22 protein-coding genes are annotated in these 18,382 nt (G+C 61.7%); 10 read left to right on the top strand and 12 right to left on the bottom strand.

Annotation, left to right across the window (positions count from 1 at the left end; translation table 11 throughout):
* Positions 1–52: 52 nt before the first annotated feature.
* Together AB5Y51_RS05085 and AB5Y51_RS05080 are read right to left on the bottom strand one after the other, a co-directional pair.
* Complete coding sequence (locus AB5Y51_RS05085; protein WP_010672815.1) at positions 53–1,651, bottom strand: BCCT family transporter; 1,599 nt, start codon at positions 1,649–1,651, stop codon at positions 53–55.
* A 9-nt stretch (positions 1,652–1,660) separates the two neighbouring features.
* Positions 1,661–2,188 carry a hypothetical protein gene (locus AB5Y51_RS05080; protein WP_010672814.1) on the bottom strand — a complete coding sequence of 176 codons (528 nt, stop codon included), beginning with the start codon at positions 2,186–2,188 and terminating at the stop codon, positions 1,661–1,663.
* Between the two features lie 163 nt (positions 2,189–2,351).
* On the opposite strand from AB5Y51_RS05080, the gene AB5Y51_RS05075 reads away from it, so the two are divergent.
* Positions 2,352–2,831: a MarR family winged helix-turn-helix transcriptional regulator gene (locus tag AB5Y51_RS05075; protein WP_010672813.1), complete on the top strand. Its 480-nt coding sequence runs from the start codon at positions 2,352–2,354 to the stop codon at positions 2,829–2,831.
* A 61-nt stretch (positions 2,832–2,892) separates the two neighbouring features.
* On the opposite strand, the gene AB5Y51_RS05070 is transcribed toward AB5Y51_RS05075, so the two are convergent.
* Entirely contained in the window at positions 2,893–3,474 is a 582-nt protein-coding gene (locus AB5Y51_RS05070; RefSeq protein WP_010672811.1) for a YjaG family protein, read from the bottom strand.
* Positions 3,475–3,635: 161 nt separating this feature from the next.
* On the opposite strand from AB5Y51_RS05070, the gene AB5Y51_RS05065 reads away from it, so the two are divergent.
* Positions 3,636–4,580 (top strand): D-2-hydroxyacid dehydrogenase, encoded by a 945-nt coding sequence (locus AB5Y51_RS05065; protein WP_039039728.1) that lies wholly within the window; start codon positions 3,636–3,638, stop codon positions 4,578–4,580.
* A 63-nt stretch (positions 4,581–4,643) separates the two neighbouring features.
* Here AB5Y51_RS05065 and mepM read toward each other — a convergent pair whose 3' ends face one another.
* The gene (gene mepM / locus AB5Y51_RS05060; protein WP_041212320.1) at positions 4,644–5,981 is read right to left on the bottom strand and encodes a murein DD-endopeptidase MepM; all 1,338 of its coding nucleotides are present in this window, start codon (positions 5,979–5,981) and stop codon (positions 4,644–4,646) included.
* Positions 5,982–6,251: 270 nt separating this feature from the next.
* Between mepM and AB5Y51_RS05055 the strand changes: the two genes are divergently transcribed.
* Positions 6,252–7,553: a LapD/MoxY N-terminal periplasmic domain-containing protein gene (locus AB5Y51_RS05055; protein WP_368178123.1), complete on the top strand. Its 1,302-nt coding sequence runs from the start codon at positions 6,252–6,254 to the stop codon at positions 7,551–7,553.
* The gene (locus AB5Y51_RS05050; RefSeq protein ID WP_183149262.1) at positions 7,550–8,491 is read left to right on the top strand and encodes a TAXI family TRAP transporter solute-binding subunit; all 942 of its coding nucleotides are present in this window, start codon (positions 7,550–7,552) and stop codon (positions 8,489–8,491) included. Before AB5Y51_RS05055 ends, AB5Y51_RS05050 begins: the two co-directional genes overlap by 4 nt.
* Here the strand turns inward: AB5Y51_RS05050 and AB5Y51_RS05045 are convergent.
* Both AB5Y51_RS05045 and znuA read right to left on the bottom strand, forming a co-directional pair.
* On the bottom strand, positions 8,486–9,160 hold the full coding sequence (locus AB5Y51_RS05045; RefSeq protein WP_182935190.1) for a transglutaminase-like cysteine peptidase: 675 nt from the start codon (positions 9,158–9,160) through the stop codon (positions 8,486–8,488). The two genes, AB5Y51_RS05050 and AB5Y51_RS05045, sit on opposite strands and share 6 nt — an antisense overlap.
* Positions 9,161–9,236: 76 nt before the next feature.
* Entirely contained in the window at positions 9,237–10,175 is a 939-nt protein-coding gene (znuA, locus tag AB5Y51_RS05040; RefSeq protein WP_010672805.1) for a zinc ABC transporter substrate-binding protein ZnuA, read from the bottom strand.
* 94 nt (positions 10,176–10,269) lie between these two features.
* Between znuA and znuC the strand changes: the two genes are divergently transcribed.
* Positions 10,270–11,034, top strand: coding sequence for a zinc ABC transporter ATP-binding protein ZnuC (znuC, locus tag AB5Y51_RS05035; protein ID WP_010672804.1), 765 nt, complete (start codon positions 10,270–10,272; stop codon positions 11,032–11,034).
* A gap of 9 nt (positions 11,035–11,043) precedes the next feature.
* A complete protein-coding gene (gene znuB, locus AB5Y51_RS05030) occupies positions 11,044–11,823 on the top strand; it encodes a zinc ABC transporter permease subunit ZnuB (protein ID WP_010672803.1) in 780 nt (259 codons plus the stop codon).
* A 104-nt stretch (positions 11,824–11,927) separates the two neighbouring features.
* Here the strand turns inward: znuB and AB5Y51_RS05025 are convergent, their stop codons facing one another.
* Positions 11,928–12,845 carry a LysR substrate-binding domain-containing protein gene (locus AB5Y51_RS05025; RefSeq protein ID WP_042014956.1) on the bottom strand — a complete coding sequence of 306 codons (918 nt, stop codon included), beginning with the start codon at positions 12,843–12,845 and terminating at the stop codon, positions 11,928–11,930.
* Positions 12,846–12,936: 91 nt separating this feature from the next.
* On the opposite strand from AB5Y51_RS05025, the gene AB5Y51_RS05020 reads away from it, so the two are divergent.
* Positions 12,937–13,794: a DMT family transporter gene (locus AB5Y51_RS05020; RefSeq protein WP_010672801.1), complete on the top strand. Its 858-nt coding sequence runs from the start codon at positions 12,937–12,939 to the stop codon at positions 13,792–13,794.
* Here AB5Y51_RS05020 and AB5Y51_RS05015 read toward each other — a convergent pair.
* A complete protein-coding gene (locus AB5Y51_RS05015; RefSeq protein WP_010672800.1) occupies positions 13,791–14,381 on the bottom strand; it encodes a uracil-DNA glycosylase family protein in 591 nt (196 codons plus the stop codon). The two genes, AB5Y51_RS05020 and AB5Y51_RS05015, sit on opposite strands and share 4 nt — an antisense overlap.
* A 102-nt stretch (positions 14,382–14,483) precedes the next feature.
* Here AB5Y51_RS05015 and rarD point away from each other — a divergent pair, with 102 nt between their 5' ends.
* Complete coding sequence (rarD, locus tag AB5Y51_RS05010; protein ID WP_183149261.1) at positions 14,484–15,377, top strand: EamA family transporter RarD; 894 nt, start codon at positions 14,484–14,486, stop codon at positions 15,375–15,377.
* Positions 15,374–15,709 (top strand): GIY-YIG nuclease family protein, encoded by a 336-nt coding sequence (locus AB5Y51_RS05005; protein WP_045523126.1) that lies wholly within the window; start codon positions 15,374–15,376, stop codon positions 15,707–15,709. Before rarD ends, AB5Y51_RS05005 begins: the two co-directional genes overlap by 4 nt.
* Positions 15,710–15,759: 50 nt before the next feature.
* Here AB5Y51_RS05005 and pspG read toward each other — a convergent pair whose 3' ends face one another.
* The 4 genes from pspG to AB5Y51_RS04985 form a co-directional block, all read right to left on the bottom strand.
* Positions 15,760–15,978, bottom strand: a complete 219-nt coding sequence (gene pspG, locus AB5Y51_RS05000) for an envelope stress response protein PspG (RefSeq protein ID WP_010672797.1) — start codon at positions 15,976–15,978, stop codon at positions 15,760–15,762.
* 47 nt (positions 15,979–16,025) lie between these two features.
* On the bottom strand, positions 16,026–16,232 hold the full coding sequence (locus AB5Y51_RS04995) for a PspC domain-containing protein (protein WP_010672796.1): 207 nt from the start codon (positions 16,230–16,232) through the stop codon (positions 16,026–16,028).
* A gap of 2 nt (positions 16,233–16,234) precedes the next feature.
* A complete protein-coding gene (gene pspA, locus AB5Y51_RS04990) occupies positions 16,235–16,897 on the bottom strand; it encodes a phage shock protein PspA (protein ID WP_010672795.1) in 663 nt (220 codons plus the stop codon).
* A gap of 206 nt (positions 16,898–17,103) precedes the next feature.
* Positions 17,104–17,832 (bottom strand): 1-acylglycerol-3-phosphate O-acyltransferase, encoded by a 729-nt coding sequence (locus tag AB5Y51_RS04985; protein WP_039039739.1) that lies wholly within the window; start codon positions 17,830–17,832, stop codon positions 17,104–17,106.
* A 163-nt stretch (positions 17,833–17,995) separates the two neighbouring features.
* Between AB5Y51_RS04985 and AB5Y51_RS04980 the strand changes: the two genes are divergently transcribed.
* Entirely contained in the window at positions 17,996–18,376 is a 381-nt protein-coding gene (locus AB5Y51_RS04980) for a hypothetical protein (RefSeq protein WP_103244692.1), read from the top strand.
* The last annotated feature ends 6 nt before the right edge of the window (positions 18,377–18,382 follow it).

Genomic DNA, 18,382 nt, shown 5'->3' with positions numbered 1-18,382 from the left:
GCATGAAAAAGGGGAACCGCGAGGTTCCCCTTTCGTTTGACCGAACCTGTCATCAGCCCGGACCGATGCGATCCATCAGGCTCAGATTGACCGACCCCGGATGGCGCTTGAGCTTCTGCCTGTATTCGAACTGGTGCTGGCTCTCCTGTTTCAGCCCCTGCATCAGGGAGTAGCACATGGCCAGCATGATGACCGAGAAGGGCAGCGCGGCGATGATGCTGGCGGCCTGCAGGGCGGCAAGTCCGCCGGAGACCAGCAGAATGGCCGCGACCAGCCCCTGGCCCAGCCCCCAGATGGCGCGGTGCAGCACCGGGGGATCCTGATCGCCGATGGAGAGCAGCGTCGTAATCACGAGCGTGCCCGAGTCGCTGGAGGTGATGAAGTAGGTGCAGATAAGCAGGGTCAGCACCCCCTTGGCAATCCAGCCGAAGGTCTCCCAGTGCAGCAGTTCCACCGTCTTGTAGAGCGCCATGGTGACATCCTGATTGACCGCTTCCACTACGCCGCCGCCACCGAACAGCTCCAGGTTCATGGCAGTCCCGCCAAACACGGTGAGCCAGAGCATGCCGAGCAGGGAGGGCACCAGCAGGACACCGAGCACGAATTCACGGATCGTGCGCCCCTTGGAGATGCGGGCGATGAACATGCCGACAAAGGGGGCCCACGCAATCCACCAGCCCCAGTAGAACGCGGTCCAGCTGGACTGCCAGGCCGAGGTACCGTTGGCTTCGGTATTGGTCCAGAAGCTCAGCTTGACGATGTTCTGCAGGTAATCACCGATGTTCTGCACATAGGCGTTGAGGATGTAGGTGGTCGGCCCCAGCACCAGGAAGAGGCCCAGCACGAACACGCTCAACCAGATATTGAGTTCGGAGAGGATCTTCACCCCGCGCCCGACACCGGAGATGGCCGACAGGGTGGCAATCAGGCTGATGCCACCGATGAGCCAGAGCTGGTTCGCTTGTGACACGCCCATGCCGAACATCTGGTTGAGGCCGGTGTTCATCTGGGAGACCCCCAGCCCAAGGGAGGTCGCCACCCCGAACACGGTACCGAACACCGCCAGCACGTCGGCGGCATGGCCCCAGAAGCCGTAGATGCGATCGCCAAGAATGGGATAGAGCACGGAGCGGATGGCCAGCGGCAACTTGCGCCGGTAGCTGAAGAAGGCCAGCGACAGGCCGACGATCACATAGATGGCCCAGGGGTGCAGACCCCAGTGGAAGAAGGTGAGGCGCATGGCGATCTGGGCCGCTTCCGGCGTCATGCCTTCGGTGATGAAGGGGTTGCCCTGAAGGTGATACATGGGCTCGGCGATGCTCCAGAACACCAGGCCTATGCCCATGCCTGCGCTGAACAGCATGGAGAACCAGGCAAAGTAGCCAAACTCCGGTACCTGGTCGTCGTCGCCCAGCCGGATGCTGCCAAAGCGGCTGAACATCAGGTAGACGGCGAAGAACAGGAACAGGGCGACCACCAGGATGTAATACCACTTGAAGCCAGCAATGATGGTGTCCTTGGCCCCGGTAAACCAGGTGCCTGCGGTATCCGGATCAAAGACGCCGAACAGCAGGAAGAGGGTCACGACGGTGAGGGCCGTCATGGCCATGGTGGGATTGAGGCCTTTCAAAAGCCCTTTGGTTGCTCGCATCGGGCCTCCTTAGTCGTTGTTGAAAAAGTCTTCACCCACGTGATCGCCGGCACCGCCGATGGCGCGATAGGCCAGACGACCTGCCACCTGCTCACGGTGATCCACCAGGGTCACCGACGGCTGACCGTTCACTGCGTGGCGTTTGCCAAGGAAGATAGCCATCGGCACCCCCAGATTGGAGACACCGCTGGTGATCCAGAGGCGGTTGAAGTCATAGGAGCCACCGATGAACTCGAGCTGTGCCAGTCCATTGTCCAGACCCGCCAGATAAAAGTTCATGGCACTCTCGTCGGGGAAGAGGTGAACCAGCACATAGGCATAGCGCAACTCATTGACCAACTCCTTTAGACTGAAAGAACCTGTGTTGCTGCAAGAGAGCGGCAGCTCACCATCGTAGTGGTGTACCTTGAGGTTGTTGGGGTCCTCGTCATAGGCAGGTTGATAACGCACAAACGCCGCGGTATCCGGCAGTTCATAGCGAACTCTGACCACACGCAGGTCGGCAACCAGGGACTTGATATCCAGGTCGTCATGCATGATTTCACTCCTCAAATATCGGGTTGGAATGGGGCAATTGTCCGATAACCTAACACAATATTCATTAGAGCTAAAACCATTACATCAAAAACCATATTGACCTTGTTATGGATTAGGCGGAGAATTTCGCGCCTCTCCACAGCCCTGCGATGACCCAGACCCCATGGAAAAACATGATGAAGTGCTGATCGCCCTGCGCCAGATCATCCGTGCCATCGACATGCACTCCAAGCGCTTGATCAAGGAGGCCGGCCTGACCTCGCCCCAGCTCCTGCTGCTCAAGGGGATCGACGAGCTTGGCCAGATCTCCATGCGCCAGCTGGCGGATCACACCAACATGAGCCAGGCCACCGCCACCACCATCATGGACCGGCTGGAGAGCCGCCAGCTGGTGCAGCGCATTCGCAGCGAAACCGACAAACGCAAGGTGCATGCGACGCTCACTGACGCGGGACGCGCCCTGCTTGCCCAGGCTCCGACCCCCTTGCAGGAGAGTTTCATTCAACGCTTTCAGGCGCTGGAAAACTGGGAGCAGGGGTTGTTGCTCTCATCCCTGCAACGCATCTCCGCCATGATGAATGCCGACGGCATCGATGCCGCCCCCGTGCTGAGTGTCAGCCCCCTGACCGAAGAGCGGGCCTGAACCGCGGCCATAAAAAAAGCTCCCGACCGGGAGCTTTTTTTATGGGCAGTACGCGATGGCGTTACGCCTCCAGGCTGATGCCGATGTTGGAGACGCCGTCCTGGGCCGCGAAGGCGCGGATGGCAAGGATGCGGTCGCTGTCCCGTTCATGGGCCACCCGTTTGAGCAGTTCGACCTGGAACTCCAACTCCGCCTCCATGTACTCGTGCTCATAGAGCTCATCATCGCTGAGATCCCGCTCTTCCAGCATCTCGATGAAGCCGGCGACCGTGCCGACAGACGCATGGCTGGCGTCGTTGGCCTCTTCCCCCACCCGGCAGATCACCGAGTTGTAGGCACAACCCAGCGCCACGCAGGCGTCCAGTGCCGGATAGGCGCCGTAGGATTCAAACTTGCGGGGATCGGGAATGTAGACTTCAAACGCTTCCAGAATGGCACCAAGATTGACGCGGGATCCCTTGACCGTCAGGTAGTTCCACATCTGATCCAGCGCGTGACGGAATGCCCTCGCATCCCCGAAACCGGAAGCCTGGGTAAAGAGCACATAGTTGGGGTACATGCGCTCTGCCAGCGCCAGGGTATAGACGGTTTGCTGCCAGGGCTGCAGCTCGGCCAGTCGCTTATAAAACTTGTCACCAAACACTGGAGTCGGATCCTTTGCAAAATGTGGGGCAGATTGTAGCCCACGAGGGCCCCGTCTAAAAATGAAAAAGCGCCCTGCTCGACTATCTTGCCCGATCAACTGGGGTAAGATGGAGACAGCATCCCTCTCGCCTTGCCATAAACACGATAAGGAACAAGAGTATGAGCCAACGTACCCTGCTGCTGTTGAGTCAGGACAACAGCCACTATGAACGCCTGCTCAAGGCGGCCCATCTTCCCCATCTGCACATTCTTCGGGCCGACAATCAGGCCGAGGCCGAACAGCTTATCGGTGACGCTCATATCCTGATGGCCGAGCCTGCCCGGGCCAAGCCGCTGCTGGCCAAGGCCGGCAAGCTCAGCTGGCTCCAGTCGACTTATGCCGGGGTCGATGTGCTGCTGGACGCCAGTTGCCGCCGCGACTACCTGCTCACCAATGTCCGCGGCATCTTCGGCCCCTTGATGAGCGAGTATGTGTTCGGCCATCTGCTCAGCCTGACCCGCCAGTTGCCACTCTATCGCGAGCAGCAGCAACAGGGCGTCTGGCAGAGCCATCCCTACCAGGGCTTGAAGGGAAAGACGCTGCTGCTGCTCGGCACCGGCAGCATCGGGCAGCATATCGCCCACACCGGCAAGCATTTTGGCATGAGGGTGCTCGGCATCAGCCACAGTGGCCGTGAACGTGCCGGGTTCGATCAGGTGTACCAGTTGCCGGCACTCAACAAGATGCTGGCCCAGGCCGATGTCATCGTCAGCGTACTGCCCGCCACCCGAGAGACACGCCATCTCTTCACCGCCGAACGCTTCAGCCACTGCAAACCGGGCGCCATCTTCTTCAACGTCGGCAGGGGCAATGCCGTCCATGAGGGGGACCTGCTGGCGGCACTGCAAGCCGGCAAACCCGCCATGGCGGTGCTAGATGTGTTCGAGCAGGAACCCCTGCCCGCTGACAGCCCACTCTGGCACCAGCCCAATCTCATCGTGACGCCCCACAACAGCGCCTACAGCTTCCCGGAAGATGTAGCCCAGATCTTCATCCGCAACTACATCCGCTTCATTGATGGTCAGCAGCTGGACGGCCGGATCGACTTTGACAAGGGTTATTGAAGCCGTTCTGCAATGAAAAGGCCCCGCCAGTTGGCGGGGCCTTTTTCGTCAGGAGGGCGCCGTTCAGCCCGCCTCCATCTCTTTGCGGTAGCTCTTCACCTTGGCGAGGAACTGACGCTTGTCCTTGCCGGAGAGCGGCTCCGCCATCGGCAGCTTGATCTTCATGGGATCCACCGGCCGGTTGTTGATGCGTACTTCGTAGTGCAGGTGAGCACCGGTGGAACGGCCCGTGTTGCCGGAGAGGGCAATCTTGTCACCCATCTTCACCTTCTGGCCCGGCTTGACCAGCAGCTTGCTCAGGTGCAGATAACGGGTCATCAGGGTACGGCCGTGCTTGATCACGACATAGGTGCCTGCCAGCGGGTGGCTGGTTGCCTTGAGGACCACACCGTCACCGGTCGCCATGATGGGCGTGCCTACCGGCAGGGCAAAGTCGGTCCCCTCATGGGGCCGGACCTGCCCGGTAATGGGATGACGGCGATTCGGGTTGAAACTGGAGCTGACCCGATAACGGCTGTGAGTCGGATAACGGCGGAAGCCGCGCTCCAGGCTGTTTGCCTGACCGTCATAATAGTTGCCATCTTCCGACAACCAGGCTGACACGGCCTTGCCCTGACTGAACACCTCGACCCCCAGCAACTGGGTATTGCCCGTACTCTTGCCGTCGACCGTCTCCTGACGGACCAGCACCTTGAATTTGTCACCCTTTTTCAAATCCTTGGCGAAGTTGAGGCGCCACTGGAACAGGTTGGCAATCTTCTGGATGTGGTTGGCCGGGATACCGGCATTGCGGGCGCTGACGTAGAAGCTGCCGTTGATGACACCGTCATAGCTCTTCTGCTGCCACTCCACCTCTTCATTGAGCATGTTGGCGCTATAGGTGTCGTCGGTACGCTCCAGCACCAGGGTCTGCTTGATGTTCAGGCGGATCTTCAGCTGCTGCAGAATGTTGTCCTGATCGATCAGCAACTCGATGGTCTGACCGGGTTTGAGACGCGCCAGGTTGTTCTTGGCATCCGCATCCAACACCTTGTAGAGGGTGGTGGTGGACAGCCCCAGGTTGTTGAAGATGGTGGTCAGATTCTCGCCGTTGCGCACCCGGTAATCCTGCCATTGAGGCGTGGCATCGGCCGGGATGTCGTCTTCGGGAGCGGCTGACTCGACCAGCTCGTGATCCGGGATGTCGTTGAAGTCGGTGTTGTCTTCGTTGGTTGCTGTGCCCGTGGTGGCGATCGGCAACTCCAGACGCAGTGGCCGCTCCAGGATGTCACCTGGAGCTGGCAATACGGCTACCGCTGACAGCGTCATGGCCGTGAGCAATAGCATGGCATAGAAATGCTTGCGGGGAACCGGGGGTTCCCAATTGGCAGCCTGAGCTACCAAGGGACGGAGACGTTTCATCCGCTATCCTGTTATTAGATCTAAGGGTGGTGGTTGTGGGTCTGTTTTTATGAGTTTTTATTATGAAAACCGAATATCTGGCTTTTAGACCTAAATACTTACAAAAAGTTCATAGCTCCATGCACGAAACTCACATTTTATGCATAACCTTCCAGCATGGGCAGAAATGATCGTCATTTTCAGCCATTTTTTTCTATTTTTAAGAACCAAGTCCGGTTGTGGTGCTCTCCGGCCCAGAAAATGTTGCAAAAACATCTCCATGGAGTGGGTATGTCATTGGCAAAATTGTTAAATGTAATCATCCTAATCCTCTTCACCATCGGCGCCGCGCTGCTGCTCGTGCTGGAGATCACGACGGTACGACAGTCTATTCTCGACCAGATGTCGGCCAACCTTGAAACCGCCATCACCGCACTGGGGCTGGTGCTGCAGGGCACTCTGCTCAACGATGACAAGGTCCTTGCCGAGACCATAGTGAACGCCATGTTCGACGGAGGCTTCGTCAACTCCGTCGTCCTGCTGGATCCGGATGGCCAGGTGCTGTTCCAGAAGGTGTTCCAGACCGCACAGCAAAATATTCCAGGCTGGCTCCCCTCAGTTATCGACATGCCACCGGTCAAGATTGAGCAGGAGTTGACCGACGGCTGGCGCATTCTCGGTACCCTCACGCTCGAGGGACACAAGGGTTACGCCTACCAGCATCTGTGGAACGCCATCAGTCGTACCGGACTTGCGCTGCTCGCCGGCCTGCTGGTGTTCAGTCTGGTGATCACCTGGGTGTGCCGCCGCCTGCTACGCCCCCTCGAACAGATCAGTCTGCAGCTGACCCGGATCCGCAAACGCCAGTTCAGCGGCAACCTGCCAACCCCGTGGCTTCGCGAATTGCAGGAAGTCGTCGTCTCCATCAACCAGCTGGTCTCCGAACGCAAACGGGACCTGCTGCAACAACGGCTGAAGATCACCCAGCTTGGCAAGCACGACGCCCTCCCGACCCACCAGAAGCTCGTTGGTCTGGTCGACACCGATGGCAACACCTATCAGCAGCATTTCTTCTCCACTCAGGGGAGTATCAGGCTCTACAGCCGCCTGTTACCCAAGCACCCCCCCACCACGGACAGCTCGCCGGATGAAATTCGGGCGCTGCTCAACGACTGGCTGACCCAGAAGGCGGAAGGGCTCCAACTGCCTCTCAGCCTGCTCGGCCATCCAGACTGGGCGCAGTTTGCCCCCGTGCTGGCCAGCGCTCGTGGCAAGACGCTGGACTGGCGCTGGGATCTGGCTATCTTCCCCCCCCTGGCCGAGGAGCGACTGACTGCACTCCAGTCCCAGGGGATTGAGCTGGCGTTCAGCAACATCCCGATGAACAACGACAATCTGGCCAGACTCGACCCCATCAGACCCGTCTTCATCAGTTGCCAGCTCACCCAGTCCCCCCTTTATTGGAACCTGCTCTCCCAATGCCTCCATGCTTCCGGCTACACCTTGCTGGCGGAAGCCGGCGACGTGAGCGATGTGGACATGCTGCGCAGTTGGGGCATCGATGGTTATGCCACTCAGGAGAATGCATCATGAGGATCCCGCTGCTGCTGCTTGCCCTGCTGTGGCAACCGACCCTGTACGCGACCACCATGACCATAGGCACCGGGGGGGAGCAAGGCATCTATTACCAGGTCATCAAGGAGTTCTGCAGACTGGCCAAAAAAAGTGACCCCACGATGCCCTGCAAACTGCAGGCCAGCTCCGGGTCCATCGAAAATCTCCGCCAGCTGAAAGCGGGAGAGGTCCCCTATGCCCTCGTCCAGTCAGACTGGCTATATCAGGCCAGCCAGGGCACCGGGCCTTTCGTTTCCCAGCCACAACCCGAGCTGAGGGCTCTCTTTGCCACCCACGCAGAGCCCTTCACCATAGTGGTGCGAGCGGATGGAGATATCACCACCCTGGAGCAGCTAAAGCTGGCCCCCATCGACATGGGCCTGAAGAGTTCAGGGACTCGGCAAACGGCATTGGCCCTGTTCAATGCTCTGGGTGCAAAGGAGCAGGATCTCGATTTGAAGAGCGTCGCCAATCTCTCCGAAGCACTGTGCAGTAAACAGATCGATGCTTATGGCCTCGTCATGGGCCATCCCAACCGCATCGTGCTCGACACCGCCAAGCGCTGCGACGTGCGCTTCCTGGCGATCGAGGGGCCCGTTAGGGACCAGCTGCTCAAGGGGGTCAGGTATTATCAGCGCAGCCAGGTGCCGGCACGCATCTACCCGGGCAACCTCAAGGCAACCCCGACCTTCGCCATCGCGGCCACCCTGGTGACCAATGCCGCCACCCCGAATGACGAGGTCTATCGGCTGACCCGGGCCATGCTGAGCCAGCAAACCAGTTTCAACGAACAGACCTATGGCTATGCGAACCTGTTTCACAAGGCGCGCAACAAGATAGGCCCGGTGCTGAGTGTCGAACAGCATCCGGGCGCGGCAAAATATTTCGAGGAGTTGAAGGCGGCGGACAAGTTATAGCTGGCGACGGGGGGAGCGCAAATGCTCGCTGGAGAAGCGGCTCTGCATCGAGGTCCACTGGGCCAGGCGATCGGCGCTCCCCGCCAGGGTTCCTTCGCGGCGGGATTTCATGATCCAGATGCTTTTGGCATCGAAACTGTAAACCGGCTGCAGATCATTGCGCTTGCTCCCCGGCAAGATGCGGCCATTGATGTTGTCCAGCACCAGGGGATCTGACTTGATGGTCGGGAAGTACAACGTCACCATGTGGAACTGGTTGTAACGGAGTGCCTTCACATAGGCCAGCCGCAGTTTCTTCTCGTCGACCCCCAGCTCCATCAGGGTGTAGTACTTGGCGATGCTGTAGTCCTCGCAATCCCCCCCTCTCGCCCCGATGAACTCCAGCGGATTGGCCCAATAATCATCATCCCCCCACAGTCTGGGATCCTCGCTGTAGGTCAGGTTGTTGAAGTAGTTGTTCACCAACTCCAGCTTCTGCTGGTCCGTCGTTCCGGCCCTTGGCGTCAGCAGCCGAGAGAAGGCCTCGGACCGCTGGATCGCTCTGGCGCCATAGACCGCCTGCATTTTTGCCCTGAGTTCCGGGCTGGCGATGTGTTCGGAAAGACCGGATGCCTGTATGCCGGATCCCAGCAGGGTCAGCGTGCAGGCAGAGACGAGCAACCATTTCATGACTGACACTCCATATCAGATGCTGGAGGTCAGTATAGTTGGCCGCGCCGCCTCTATCGTCAATGTCGGGCAAGGCCTAGCGGCACTGGGCGAAGGCATCCGCCAACTGCTGCATGAATTGCGGATAACCGTCCGGACCGAGCGGCACCTGCTCGCCGACTTCGTCCAGCAGCAGCACCTTGGCCCCGGTATTGCGGGCAACCGACTCGATCACCGCCGGGGAGAACTGCGGCTCGGCGTAGATGCAGCTCGCCTTTTTCTCTTCCAGCGCCTTGCGGATATCAATCAGCGTCTTGGCTCCCGGGCGACGCTCCGGACTCACGGTGAAGTGTCCCTTGGAGCTCATGCCGTAGTGACGCTCCCAGTATCCATAGGCTTCGTGGAACACGAAGTAGCCCTTCTGATCCACCGCCTCCATCTGCACGGCGATCACCTTGTCCAGGGCGTTCACCTTGCCCTCGAAGGCCGCGAGATTGGCGGCATAGCGCGCCTGGTTGGCAGGGTCCAGCTTGCCCAGTTCGGTTGCAATCGCCTTGGCAATCACCTTGGCCTGGGTTGGACCCAGCCAGATGTGGGGATCCACCCCTTCGTGGTGGTGCCCTTCATGGCCCTCGTCGTGCGAGCCGTGGTCATGGGCGGCATGGTCATGATCCTTGTCATCATGGTGATGATCGTCATGCTCCCCCTGGGTCGCATAGTTGTACAGCGACATGCCGGGAACCTGGGTCAGGGTCAATACATGAGGATGCCGGGCAAGGGGTTTGGCCATGAAGCCTTCCAGCTCCGGACCGACCCACACCACCAGATCGGCCTCGTTGATGCTGCGAATATCGGAAGGGCGCAGGGAAAAATCGTGGGGCGACGCGCCGGTGGGCAGCAGCACCCCGGGCTCGCTCACGCCATCGGTGATCGCCGCCGCGATGAAGCCCAGGGGTTTGATGGTGGTCAGCACCTCGAGGGCACGGACAGGCAGACTCACCGCCATCAGGGCAGTGATCAGAGCAAGAATTCGCATAGAGATCTCGTCAGGGAGTATGTGTGTGATAATATAACAAACCAACATCGCTGTTATATTATAACTCTCACAGGCTGTAAACCCCGGAGCTGTCATGACCCAACTGGTGGAGCTGAAAGAGGTCTGTCTCTCATTTGACGGACGACTCGTGCTCGACAAGGTCTCCTTTACCCTGAACAAAGGCAAAATCACCACCCTGGTCGGCCCCAACGGGGCGGGCAAGAGCACTCTGAGCAAGCTGGTGCTGGGCTTGCTCCGCCCAGATTCGGGGGACATCGTCCGCCGCCGCGATCTGCGGGTCGGCTATGTACCCCAGCGCCTCTATCTGGACCCCACCCTCCCCCTGACGGTGCGCCGCTTCCTGCAGCTTGGCAAGAACAGCCGCCTCTCCATCGAGGAGGCCCTCAATCGGGTCGGTGCCCAGGATCTGCTGGACAACCGGATGCAGAAGCTCTCCGGTGGCGAGATGCAGCGGGTACTGCTGGCCCGCGCCCTGCTGGTCAAGCCCGAGCTACTGGTGCTGGACGAACCGGTGCAAGGGGTAGATATCACGGGCCAGATCGAGCTCTATGCCCTCATCAGCCAGCTGGCCGCCGAGTTCCACTGCGCCGTGCTGATGGTCTCCCACGATCTGCACCTGGTGATGGCCAGCACTCACGAGGTGATCTGCCTCAATCGCCACGTCTGCTGCCACGGCGAGCCACAGAGCGTGGCCCGCCACCCGGAATTTGCCCGCCTGTTCGGGCGACCGGAGCGGGAGGTGCTGGCGGTCTATACCCACCATCACCACTGCGATGGCGAACACCATCATCATGAACCGCAGGCTCCCGTCATCCGCCTGCCCTCTCGCAACAACTAGGATCTTCACGTGGACAGCTTTCTGTTATACGCCCTCGCGGCCGGACTCGGCATCGCCCTGCTGGCCGGGCCGCTGGGCAGCTTCGTGGTGTGGCGCAAGATGGCCTATTTTGGCGACACCCTCTCCCATGCCTGCCTCTTCGGCATCGCCCTCGGCATCCTGCTGCAGGTGGACCTCACCCTGGCGGTCGTGGTCTGCTGCCTCGCCATGGCGATGCTGCTGGTCATCATGAGCCGCAACCAGCAGGTGGCCACCGACACCCTGCTCGGCATTCTGGCCCACAGCGCCCTGTCGCTGGGTCTGGTCACCCTGAGCTTCATGGACAACGTGCGGGTGGATCTGATGGCCTACCTGTTTGGCGACCTGCTCTCGGTGCAGCCCATGGACCTGCTCTGGATCTACGGCGGCGGCGCCCTGGTGCTGCTCACCCTGTGGCGGCTCTGGGATCCCCTGCTCTCCATGACCATCTCGGAAGAGCTGGCCCGGGTGGAAGGGGTGCGGGTAGATGTGCTGCGCTGCGTGCTGATGCTGCTGATAGGCCTGGTCATCGCCGTGGCGATGAAGTTCGTCGGGGCGCTCATCATCACCTCCTTGCTGATCATTCCCGCCGCCACCGCCCGCCGCTTCAGCCAGACTCCGGAGCAGATGGCCGGCTTTGCCGCCCTGACAGGCTGTCTCGCCGTGCTGGGGGGCCTTGCCCTCTCCTGGTATCAGGACACCCCGGCCGGTCCCTCGGTCGTAGTCTGCGCCACCACCCTCTTTGTACTGAGCCAGTTCAAGCGTACCTGACCCGCTCCTGATGGCCCTGGTCTCGCCAGTGCCATCAGGCCTTCCGAATCAGACTCCTGCGTCGTGGGCTGCGCCGTCCATTCTGCATAGGGCATCCAGCCCGTTCAGACGCGCCTGAGAGGCTCGTTTTCCCCGGGTCTCAGGCTCGCCTGCGACTCCTGCCACAGCCACTGACGCAACCGGCTGATGGCGGGTTCATGGGCGCGCGAGCGCTTGAAGACGAAATAGAAGTTGTCGCCGGTCTCGAGGGCGTGCAGGGGCAACCGCACCAGACGCGGATCCTCCGGCTGCAACATGTAGTCATTGATGAGCGCCATTCCCTGGTCCCAGTTCGCCGCCTCCAGCGCGAGCAGGATATGGCTGAAATGGTGCACCCTCGCCTCGGGGGGAATGGTCAGTCCCCCCATTTCGGCCCAGCGCCGCCAATCTTCTCCCTTCTCGCGGTAGATAGCCTGGATGGAGAGCAGCGGCAACTGCCACAGGGTGGCGGGCCACTCCCCTTCCACCTGCTGCCACATCCGGCGACTGCACACCGGCATCAGCCGCTCCCGATAGAGCAGATCGTGCATGTAGCCCGGCCCTTCGGGGGAGACGGTGATGAAACCGTCCGCCACCCTGTCGGAGAGCTCGGGATCTTCCGCCACCATCTCCAGGCTGAGATCCAGCTCGGGATAGAGCTGGCGCAGCCCGGCCAGGCGCGGGATCAGCCACTTCACCGCAAAGGAGCTGTAGACCGCGAGCCGCACCCGCATCTCGCCTCCACCGCGCAACTGCTCGCTGCTCTGGGCAATCTGGACCAGCCCGGCGGCGATCCCCTCGAAATAGATCTCCCCCTGGGGCGTCAGGGAGAGCAGCCGCCCCTGGCGCAGCAGCAGCCGCTCCCCCAGAAAATCCTCCAGCAGACGGATCTGGTGACTGACCGCACTCTGGCTGACATTGAGCTCCAGGGCGGCGCGGGAAAAACTCAGCAGGCGGGCAACCACCTCGAAATATTGAACGGCGCGCAGGGGGGGCAGCTTCATTATCCAAATTTCTCATGCGTGATGATTTTTTATCATTTTACTGGATAACAGGCCGCGGGCTACCCTCCCCTCATCTGAATCTGGAGGTGGTATGAATGCAGTCGGGATAGGCATCCTCTATCTGGTGCTCGGCAACATGGTGGCGGTCTTCTCCGATGCCCTGGTCAAGGTGCTGGAGCCGGACCAGCCCATTTTCCAGTTTGTCTTTTTCCGCCAGCTCTCCGCAGCCCTGCTGCTCGCCCCCTGGCTGCTCTGGTCCTGGCGGCGCAACCCGCCGGTAGCCCTCAAGTGGCACCTGCTGCGGGCCCACATCTGGGCCGTCGGCGTCTGCCTGATGGTGGTCGCCCTCACCCGACTGCCGCTCGCCACCGCCAACGCCCTCTTCTATGCCGCCCCGCTGCTGATGGTGCCGCTCGCGGTCTGGCTGGCGGGGGAGGCACTCTCGCGCCAGAAGGTGCTGACGGCGCTGCTCGGCTTCGTCGGGGTGCTCATCGTGCTGCGCCCGACCGAGGTAAACTGGGCCGCCCTGGCGGCGCTCGGGGTGGCGCTCTCCCTGGCGGTCAACAACCTGCTGATCAAGCGCATCCCGCTCCAGCAGCCCATCGCCCAGACCCTGTTTTTCACCAATGTGCTGAGCATGCCCTTCATCCTGGCGCTGGCCTGGTGGGAAGGGGGCGAGTGGCAATGGCAGATGTGGTGGCCCGCCTTCGGCTCCTCGGCGCTCATCATGGTCTACGCGGGGCTGTGCGTGATGGCCTACCGCAAGGCGGAGGCGAGCAAGATCGCCTCGGCGGAGTACACCGGGCTGCTGATGGCGGTCGCCATCGGGGTCTGGCTGTTTGACGAACAGCCGGGGCTGCCGCTGCTGCTGGGGTGCCTGTGCATCATACTGCCGCTGGTCGCCATGGCCCGCAGCAAGCCCAAGCCCCAGGCCGAGCCGGCGCTCTAGCCTGCCGGGTCAAGCAGGGGGGCGACCCTCTGCTGCAGATGGGGGATCACCGCCTGCTCGAACCAGGGGTTCTTCCTGAGCCAGAGGGTATTGCGCGGGGACGGGTGCGGCAGCGGCAACCAGGCTGGGCCATAGTCCGCCCAGTGTCGCACCGTCTCGGTGAGCGATCCTTTCGCCGCCGCCCTCAGGTAGTAAGCCTGCGCATACTGGCCGATGAGCAGGGTCAGCTCGATGTTGGGCAGCAGCATCAGTACCTTGTCGTGCCAGGTGGGGGCACATTCCGGGCGCGGCGGCAGATCCCCCGACTTGCCCCTGCCGGGGTAACAGAGCCCCATGGGCATGATGGCGATGCGGGACTCATCGTAAAAGGTGGCCTTGTCCACCCCGAGCCACAAGCGCAGCCGATCGCCGGAGGGATCGTCCCAGGGGATGCCGCTGGCGTGTACCCGGGTGCCGGGGGCCTGGCCGATGATGAGCAGACGGGCGCGCTCGTTGCCGCGGATCACCGGCCTTGGGCCGAGCGGCAGGTGGGCCTCGCACAGGCGGCAGGCCCGGATCTGTTCAAACAGGGGATCGAGTCGGTTCATGGGCCCGATAGTACCAGAGTTTTCTCCCCGCTCCCGCTTGTGAAAGAGGCGGCGGATACTTATCATGCAGCCGCCATTGTTTAGTTTAATAAACGGAGAGAGATGAAGAACTGGATGGGCACCGGCAGCGCAGCCCTCTCATTCGTGCTGTGGGGCATGCTGCCCCTCTATTACCAGTTCATGCCCGAGATCAACATGTGGGAACTGCTCTCCCACCGGGTGCTCTGGTCCGTGGTGCTGCTGGGAGGCCTGCTTCTGCTCCTCGGCCAGCGGGTGCCCTGGGGGCCCCTGCGCGGCGATCCCCGGCAGCTCGGCCTTGTGCTGCTGGCGGGCCCCGTGATGTCCATCAGCTGGTGCATGTTCACCTGGTGCCTGACCACGGGCCAGGTGCTGGCCACCAGCCTCGCCTTCTTCATGACCCCGCTCTTCAACATCGCTTTTGCGGTGCTCTTCCTCAAAGAGAAGCTCACCCCGCAAAAACACCTGGCGGTGGCGCTCGCCCTGGCGGGGCTCGCCTACATGCTCTTCTCCTACGGCAAGCTGCCCTGGTTCTCCCTCGTGATGGGGGCCAACTTCGCCCTCTACGGCCTCATCAAGAAGAAGGTGAGACTGGACGCCGGAACCAGCCTCTATCTGGAGTCCCTGGTGCAGTTGCCCGTCGCCCTTCTAATCATCGGCTGGCTGACCTTGCAGGGCACCAGCCAGTTTATGGCCGGTGACTGGACCGATCGCCTGCTGCTGATGGGCAGTGCCCCCGCCACCCTGCTGCCGGTGGGGCTGTTCTGCTATGCGGTGGCGCGCACGCCCATGAGCACGGTGGGGCTGTTGCAATACATAGAGCCGAGCCTCGCCTTCCTGCTCGCCCTCTTCTGGTTTGGCGAGATCCCGGATCCGGTGAAATCCGTGGGCTTTGCCTTCGTCTGGGCCGGCCTGCTGGTGAGCCTGCTGCCCCTGCACCGGCTTGGGCGCCAGCGGGCCAGGTGGCGCACCTCGTGACCCTCGCCACCCCCACTCCCTCCCGCTGGTTTGTCTATCTGGTGCGCACCGGCACCGGGGCACTCTATGCGGGGATCAGCACGGATCCCGAGCGGCGACTGCGTCAGCACCAGAGCGGCAAGGGGGCCAGAGCCCTGCGCGGCAAGGGACCCCTCTCCCTGGTATGGCAGCAGGAAGTCCCCGGCAAACCCGAGGCGCTGCGCCTCGAGTACCGCCTCAAGCAGCAGAGCAAGGCGTTCAAGGAGCGCCTGGTACACGAGCCGGCGCTGTGGCACGGCTGGAGCCTTTCCTGGCTTGCCACCCCGCACACCGACCCTGTGTCGCCCCCATAAAAAGGGCCACTGCAAGCAGTGGCCAAGGAAGGATGCGAAATCAGGGAGGCTTAACGGTAGGTGTTCGACTGCTTGCGCCTGTTGCTGAGGAGCCAGCACACCACCAGCACCACCAGCAACCAGGGCGCCAGCTTGATGATGAGGGCAAACATGCCGGCCAGGGCGCCAAACAGCACGAAGACCCCGCTCACCAGCAGCATGGCCAGCACGGTGAATCCGGTCAGCGCCATGCCGATCAGCACCAGGATCAAGACGATAAATTCCAGCATGTTGTGCTCCTCACGGGCTTGCACTTGCCGACGGGGCGATCCGGAGATCACCCCAGCCAGCGTTGAAGTTCACGGCGGGGAGGCATGACGAGCACCCCCACCAGATAGAGCGCCAGGGCCAGCGGCGGCATCAGGATCAGGGCGAGCAGGGCCACCACCCGCACCGTCACTCTGGACACCCCCAGCCCTCTGGCAAGACCGGCGCAGACCCCGGTCAGCTTGCGATGGGCGAGATCCTTGGGCCAGGGTGTCATGGTTATGCCTCCACCTTCTGACCCTTGAGCCGGGCCAGTTCCCGCTCAATCTCGTCGTTCAGCTCCAGCTCGCGGAACTGGGCCTCGAGGGACGGATTCTGCCCCAGGGTCGCCGCCTCCAGCTGGGCCTCCAGCTGATCGACCCGGTTCTGGAAGCCGTCGAAGCGGGCCACCAGCTCGTGCATGCGCTGGTTGTCCACCTGGGCACGGGCGCGGATGCGGCTGTGGGCGGTCTGCTCGCGCAGGGTCAGCATCTTCTGCTTCTCCCGCGCCTCGGTCAGCTTGGCCGCCAGTCGCTCGCTGTCGGCGGTGAGCTGGGCCAGCACCTCGGCCACCCGCGCCTTGTCTTCTTCCAGCCGCTCGCACTGCTTCATCTCCGCCAGCTTCTCGGTGAGGGCGGCACGGGCCAGATCTTCGCGGCCCTTCTGGATGGCGAGTTCGGCCTTGGCTGCCCACTCCTGGATCTGGTTGCGCAGCGCCTGCTGATGGCGCTCCAGCTGTTTCTGTTCGGCGATGACGCGGGCGGCCTGGGTTCTCATCTCGACCTGGACCTGCTCCATCTCCTCGATCATCAGCCGCAGCATCTTCTCCGGCTCTTCGCTCTTGTCGAGCAGGCTGTGCAGGTTGGCATTGATCACGTCGGTCAGGCGGCTGAATACGCTCATGGTCTGGCTCCTTGTTGATGGGGTGTCACTCTCTTCCCATGACATTACAAGAGCCGTGCCAGAATATTTTTTCCTTTATTTACAATTAGATGAAAGTTAACGATGGATGTTCACCGGATACAGCGTGGTGAAAAAAACCAACAAGATGGTGATTTTCACCAATAAAAAAGGGAGCCAGCGGCTCCCTCTCTTCTCTGCAACCGGGCTCAGGCCGCCGGCCGATGGCCAAGCTTGCCATCCAGCTCCGCCAGCTTGGCTTCCATCTTCTCCCGGCAGGTGTCGGAGAGCTCGCGGATGCCGGCGGCGCCGTGCTCCTTGCTGCACACCGGGGCCATCACTTCCAGCAGCACCTCGCCGTTGTCCCAGCGGTTGAGATCGACCTGACCGAAGTAGCTGGAGCAGACGATGGGCACCACGGGCACCTCGGCCTGGACGGCAGTGTGGAAGGCCCCCGCTTTGAACGGCAGCAGACCACGCCCCTGGGAGCGGGTCCCCTCCGGGAACATCCAGATGGAGGTGCCGCGATGCTTGATGCGATCCACCACCTGGCCGATGGTGCCGATGGCGCGGGAGCGGTTGGAGCGGTCGATCAGCACGTTGCCGGAGAGCCAGAAGATGAGACCGAAGAAGGGGAGCCACAGCAGGCTCTTCTTGCCCACCGCCACCACGCCGGGCTGCACGGCGCCGGTCACGGTGAAGATGTCGTAGTTGCTCTGGTGATTGCAGACGTAGACCGCAGGTCCCACCGATTTGACCTCGTCGGCCACCGTCACCCGGACCTTGAGGCCGATCAGCGGGCAGACCGCATGATACATGCGGGCGAAGACATAGACGTTGTTCGGGTGGCGCGGGCGCACCAGACAAAGCAACAGGCCGAACAGGAACCAGAAGACGAGCAGCAGTGCCAGCAGCAGCACACGGGCAAGTTTGAGCATCGAACACCTCGGAATTTGACTCGGCGCAGTATACTGGTCCCCCTTTTAGCGAACAAGCGTTCGCCAGACAGAACCGACCAGCCCCGGACGCCACCGGCCACCCCGGCTTGCCCCACCCGCCATTGCCCGCTAGGATGTGGCCATCTTGATGAACGGGGCGAGCATGATTTTGCAACAACGCGCGGCGACACGACTCCTGCTGCTGGTCTGCCTGCTGGTGCTCAATTGCGCGGCCCAGCCGCTGGCCCGCCTCGCCCTGCTCGATCACGCAGTGAGTTGCCAGACCCTGCCCCAGTTCGCCTCAGCCGACGACCAGGCCGACAAGAGCACGCCCGCCAGTGTGCAGCCCAATAGCTGCCAGCTCAACGGCAAGTGGCTGAGCGCCGCCAGTCTGCTGTGCGTGGAGCAACTCTTCTTCGCCATCGCCTTCGTGATTGCCCTGCTGGTGCCCCTGTCACGGCGCGCGCCGGCACTGCCTCCCCCCATCAATGTCTCGCCGCCGGAGCGGCGACTGCACCTCACCCTCTGCGTCTGGCGGGAATGAGTTCAG

Source organism: Aeromonas sp. R7-1 (genome assembly GCF_040908115.1).
GTDB classification, from domain to species: Bacteria; Pseudomonadota; Gammaproteobacteria; order Enterobacterales; family Aeromonadaceae; genus Aeromonas; species Aeromonas caviae.
This window is presented reverse-complemented; position numbering and strand designations above follow the sequence as displayed.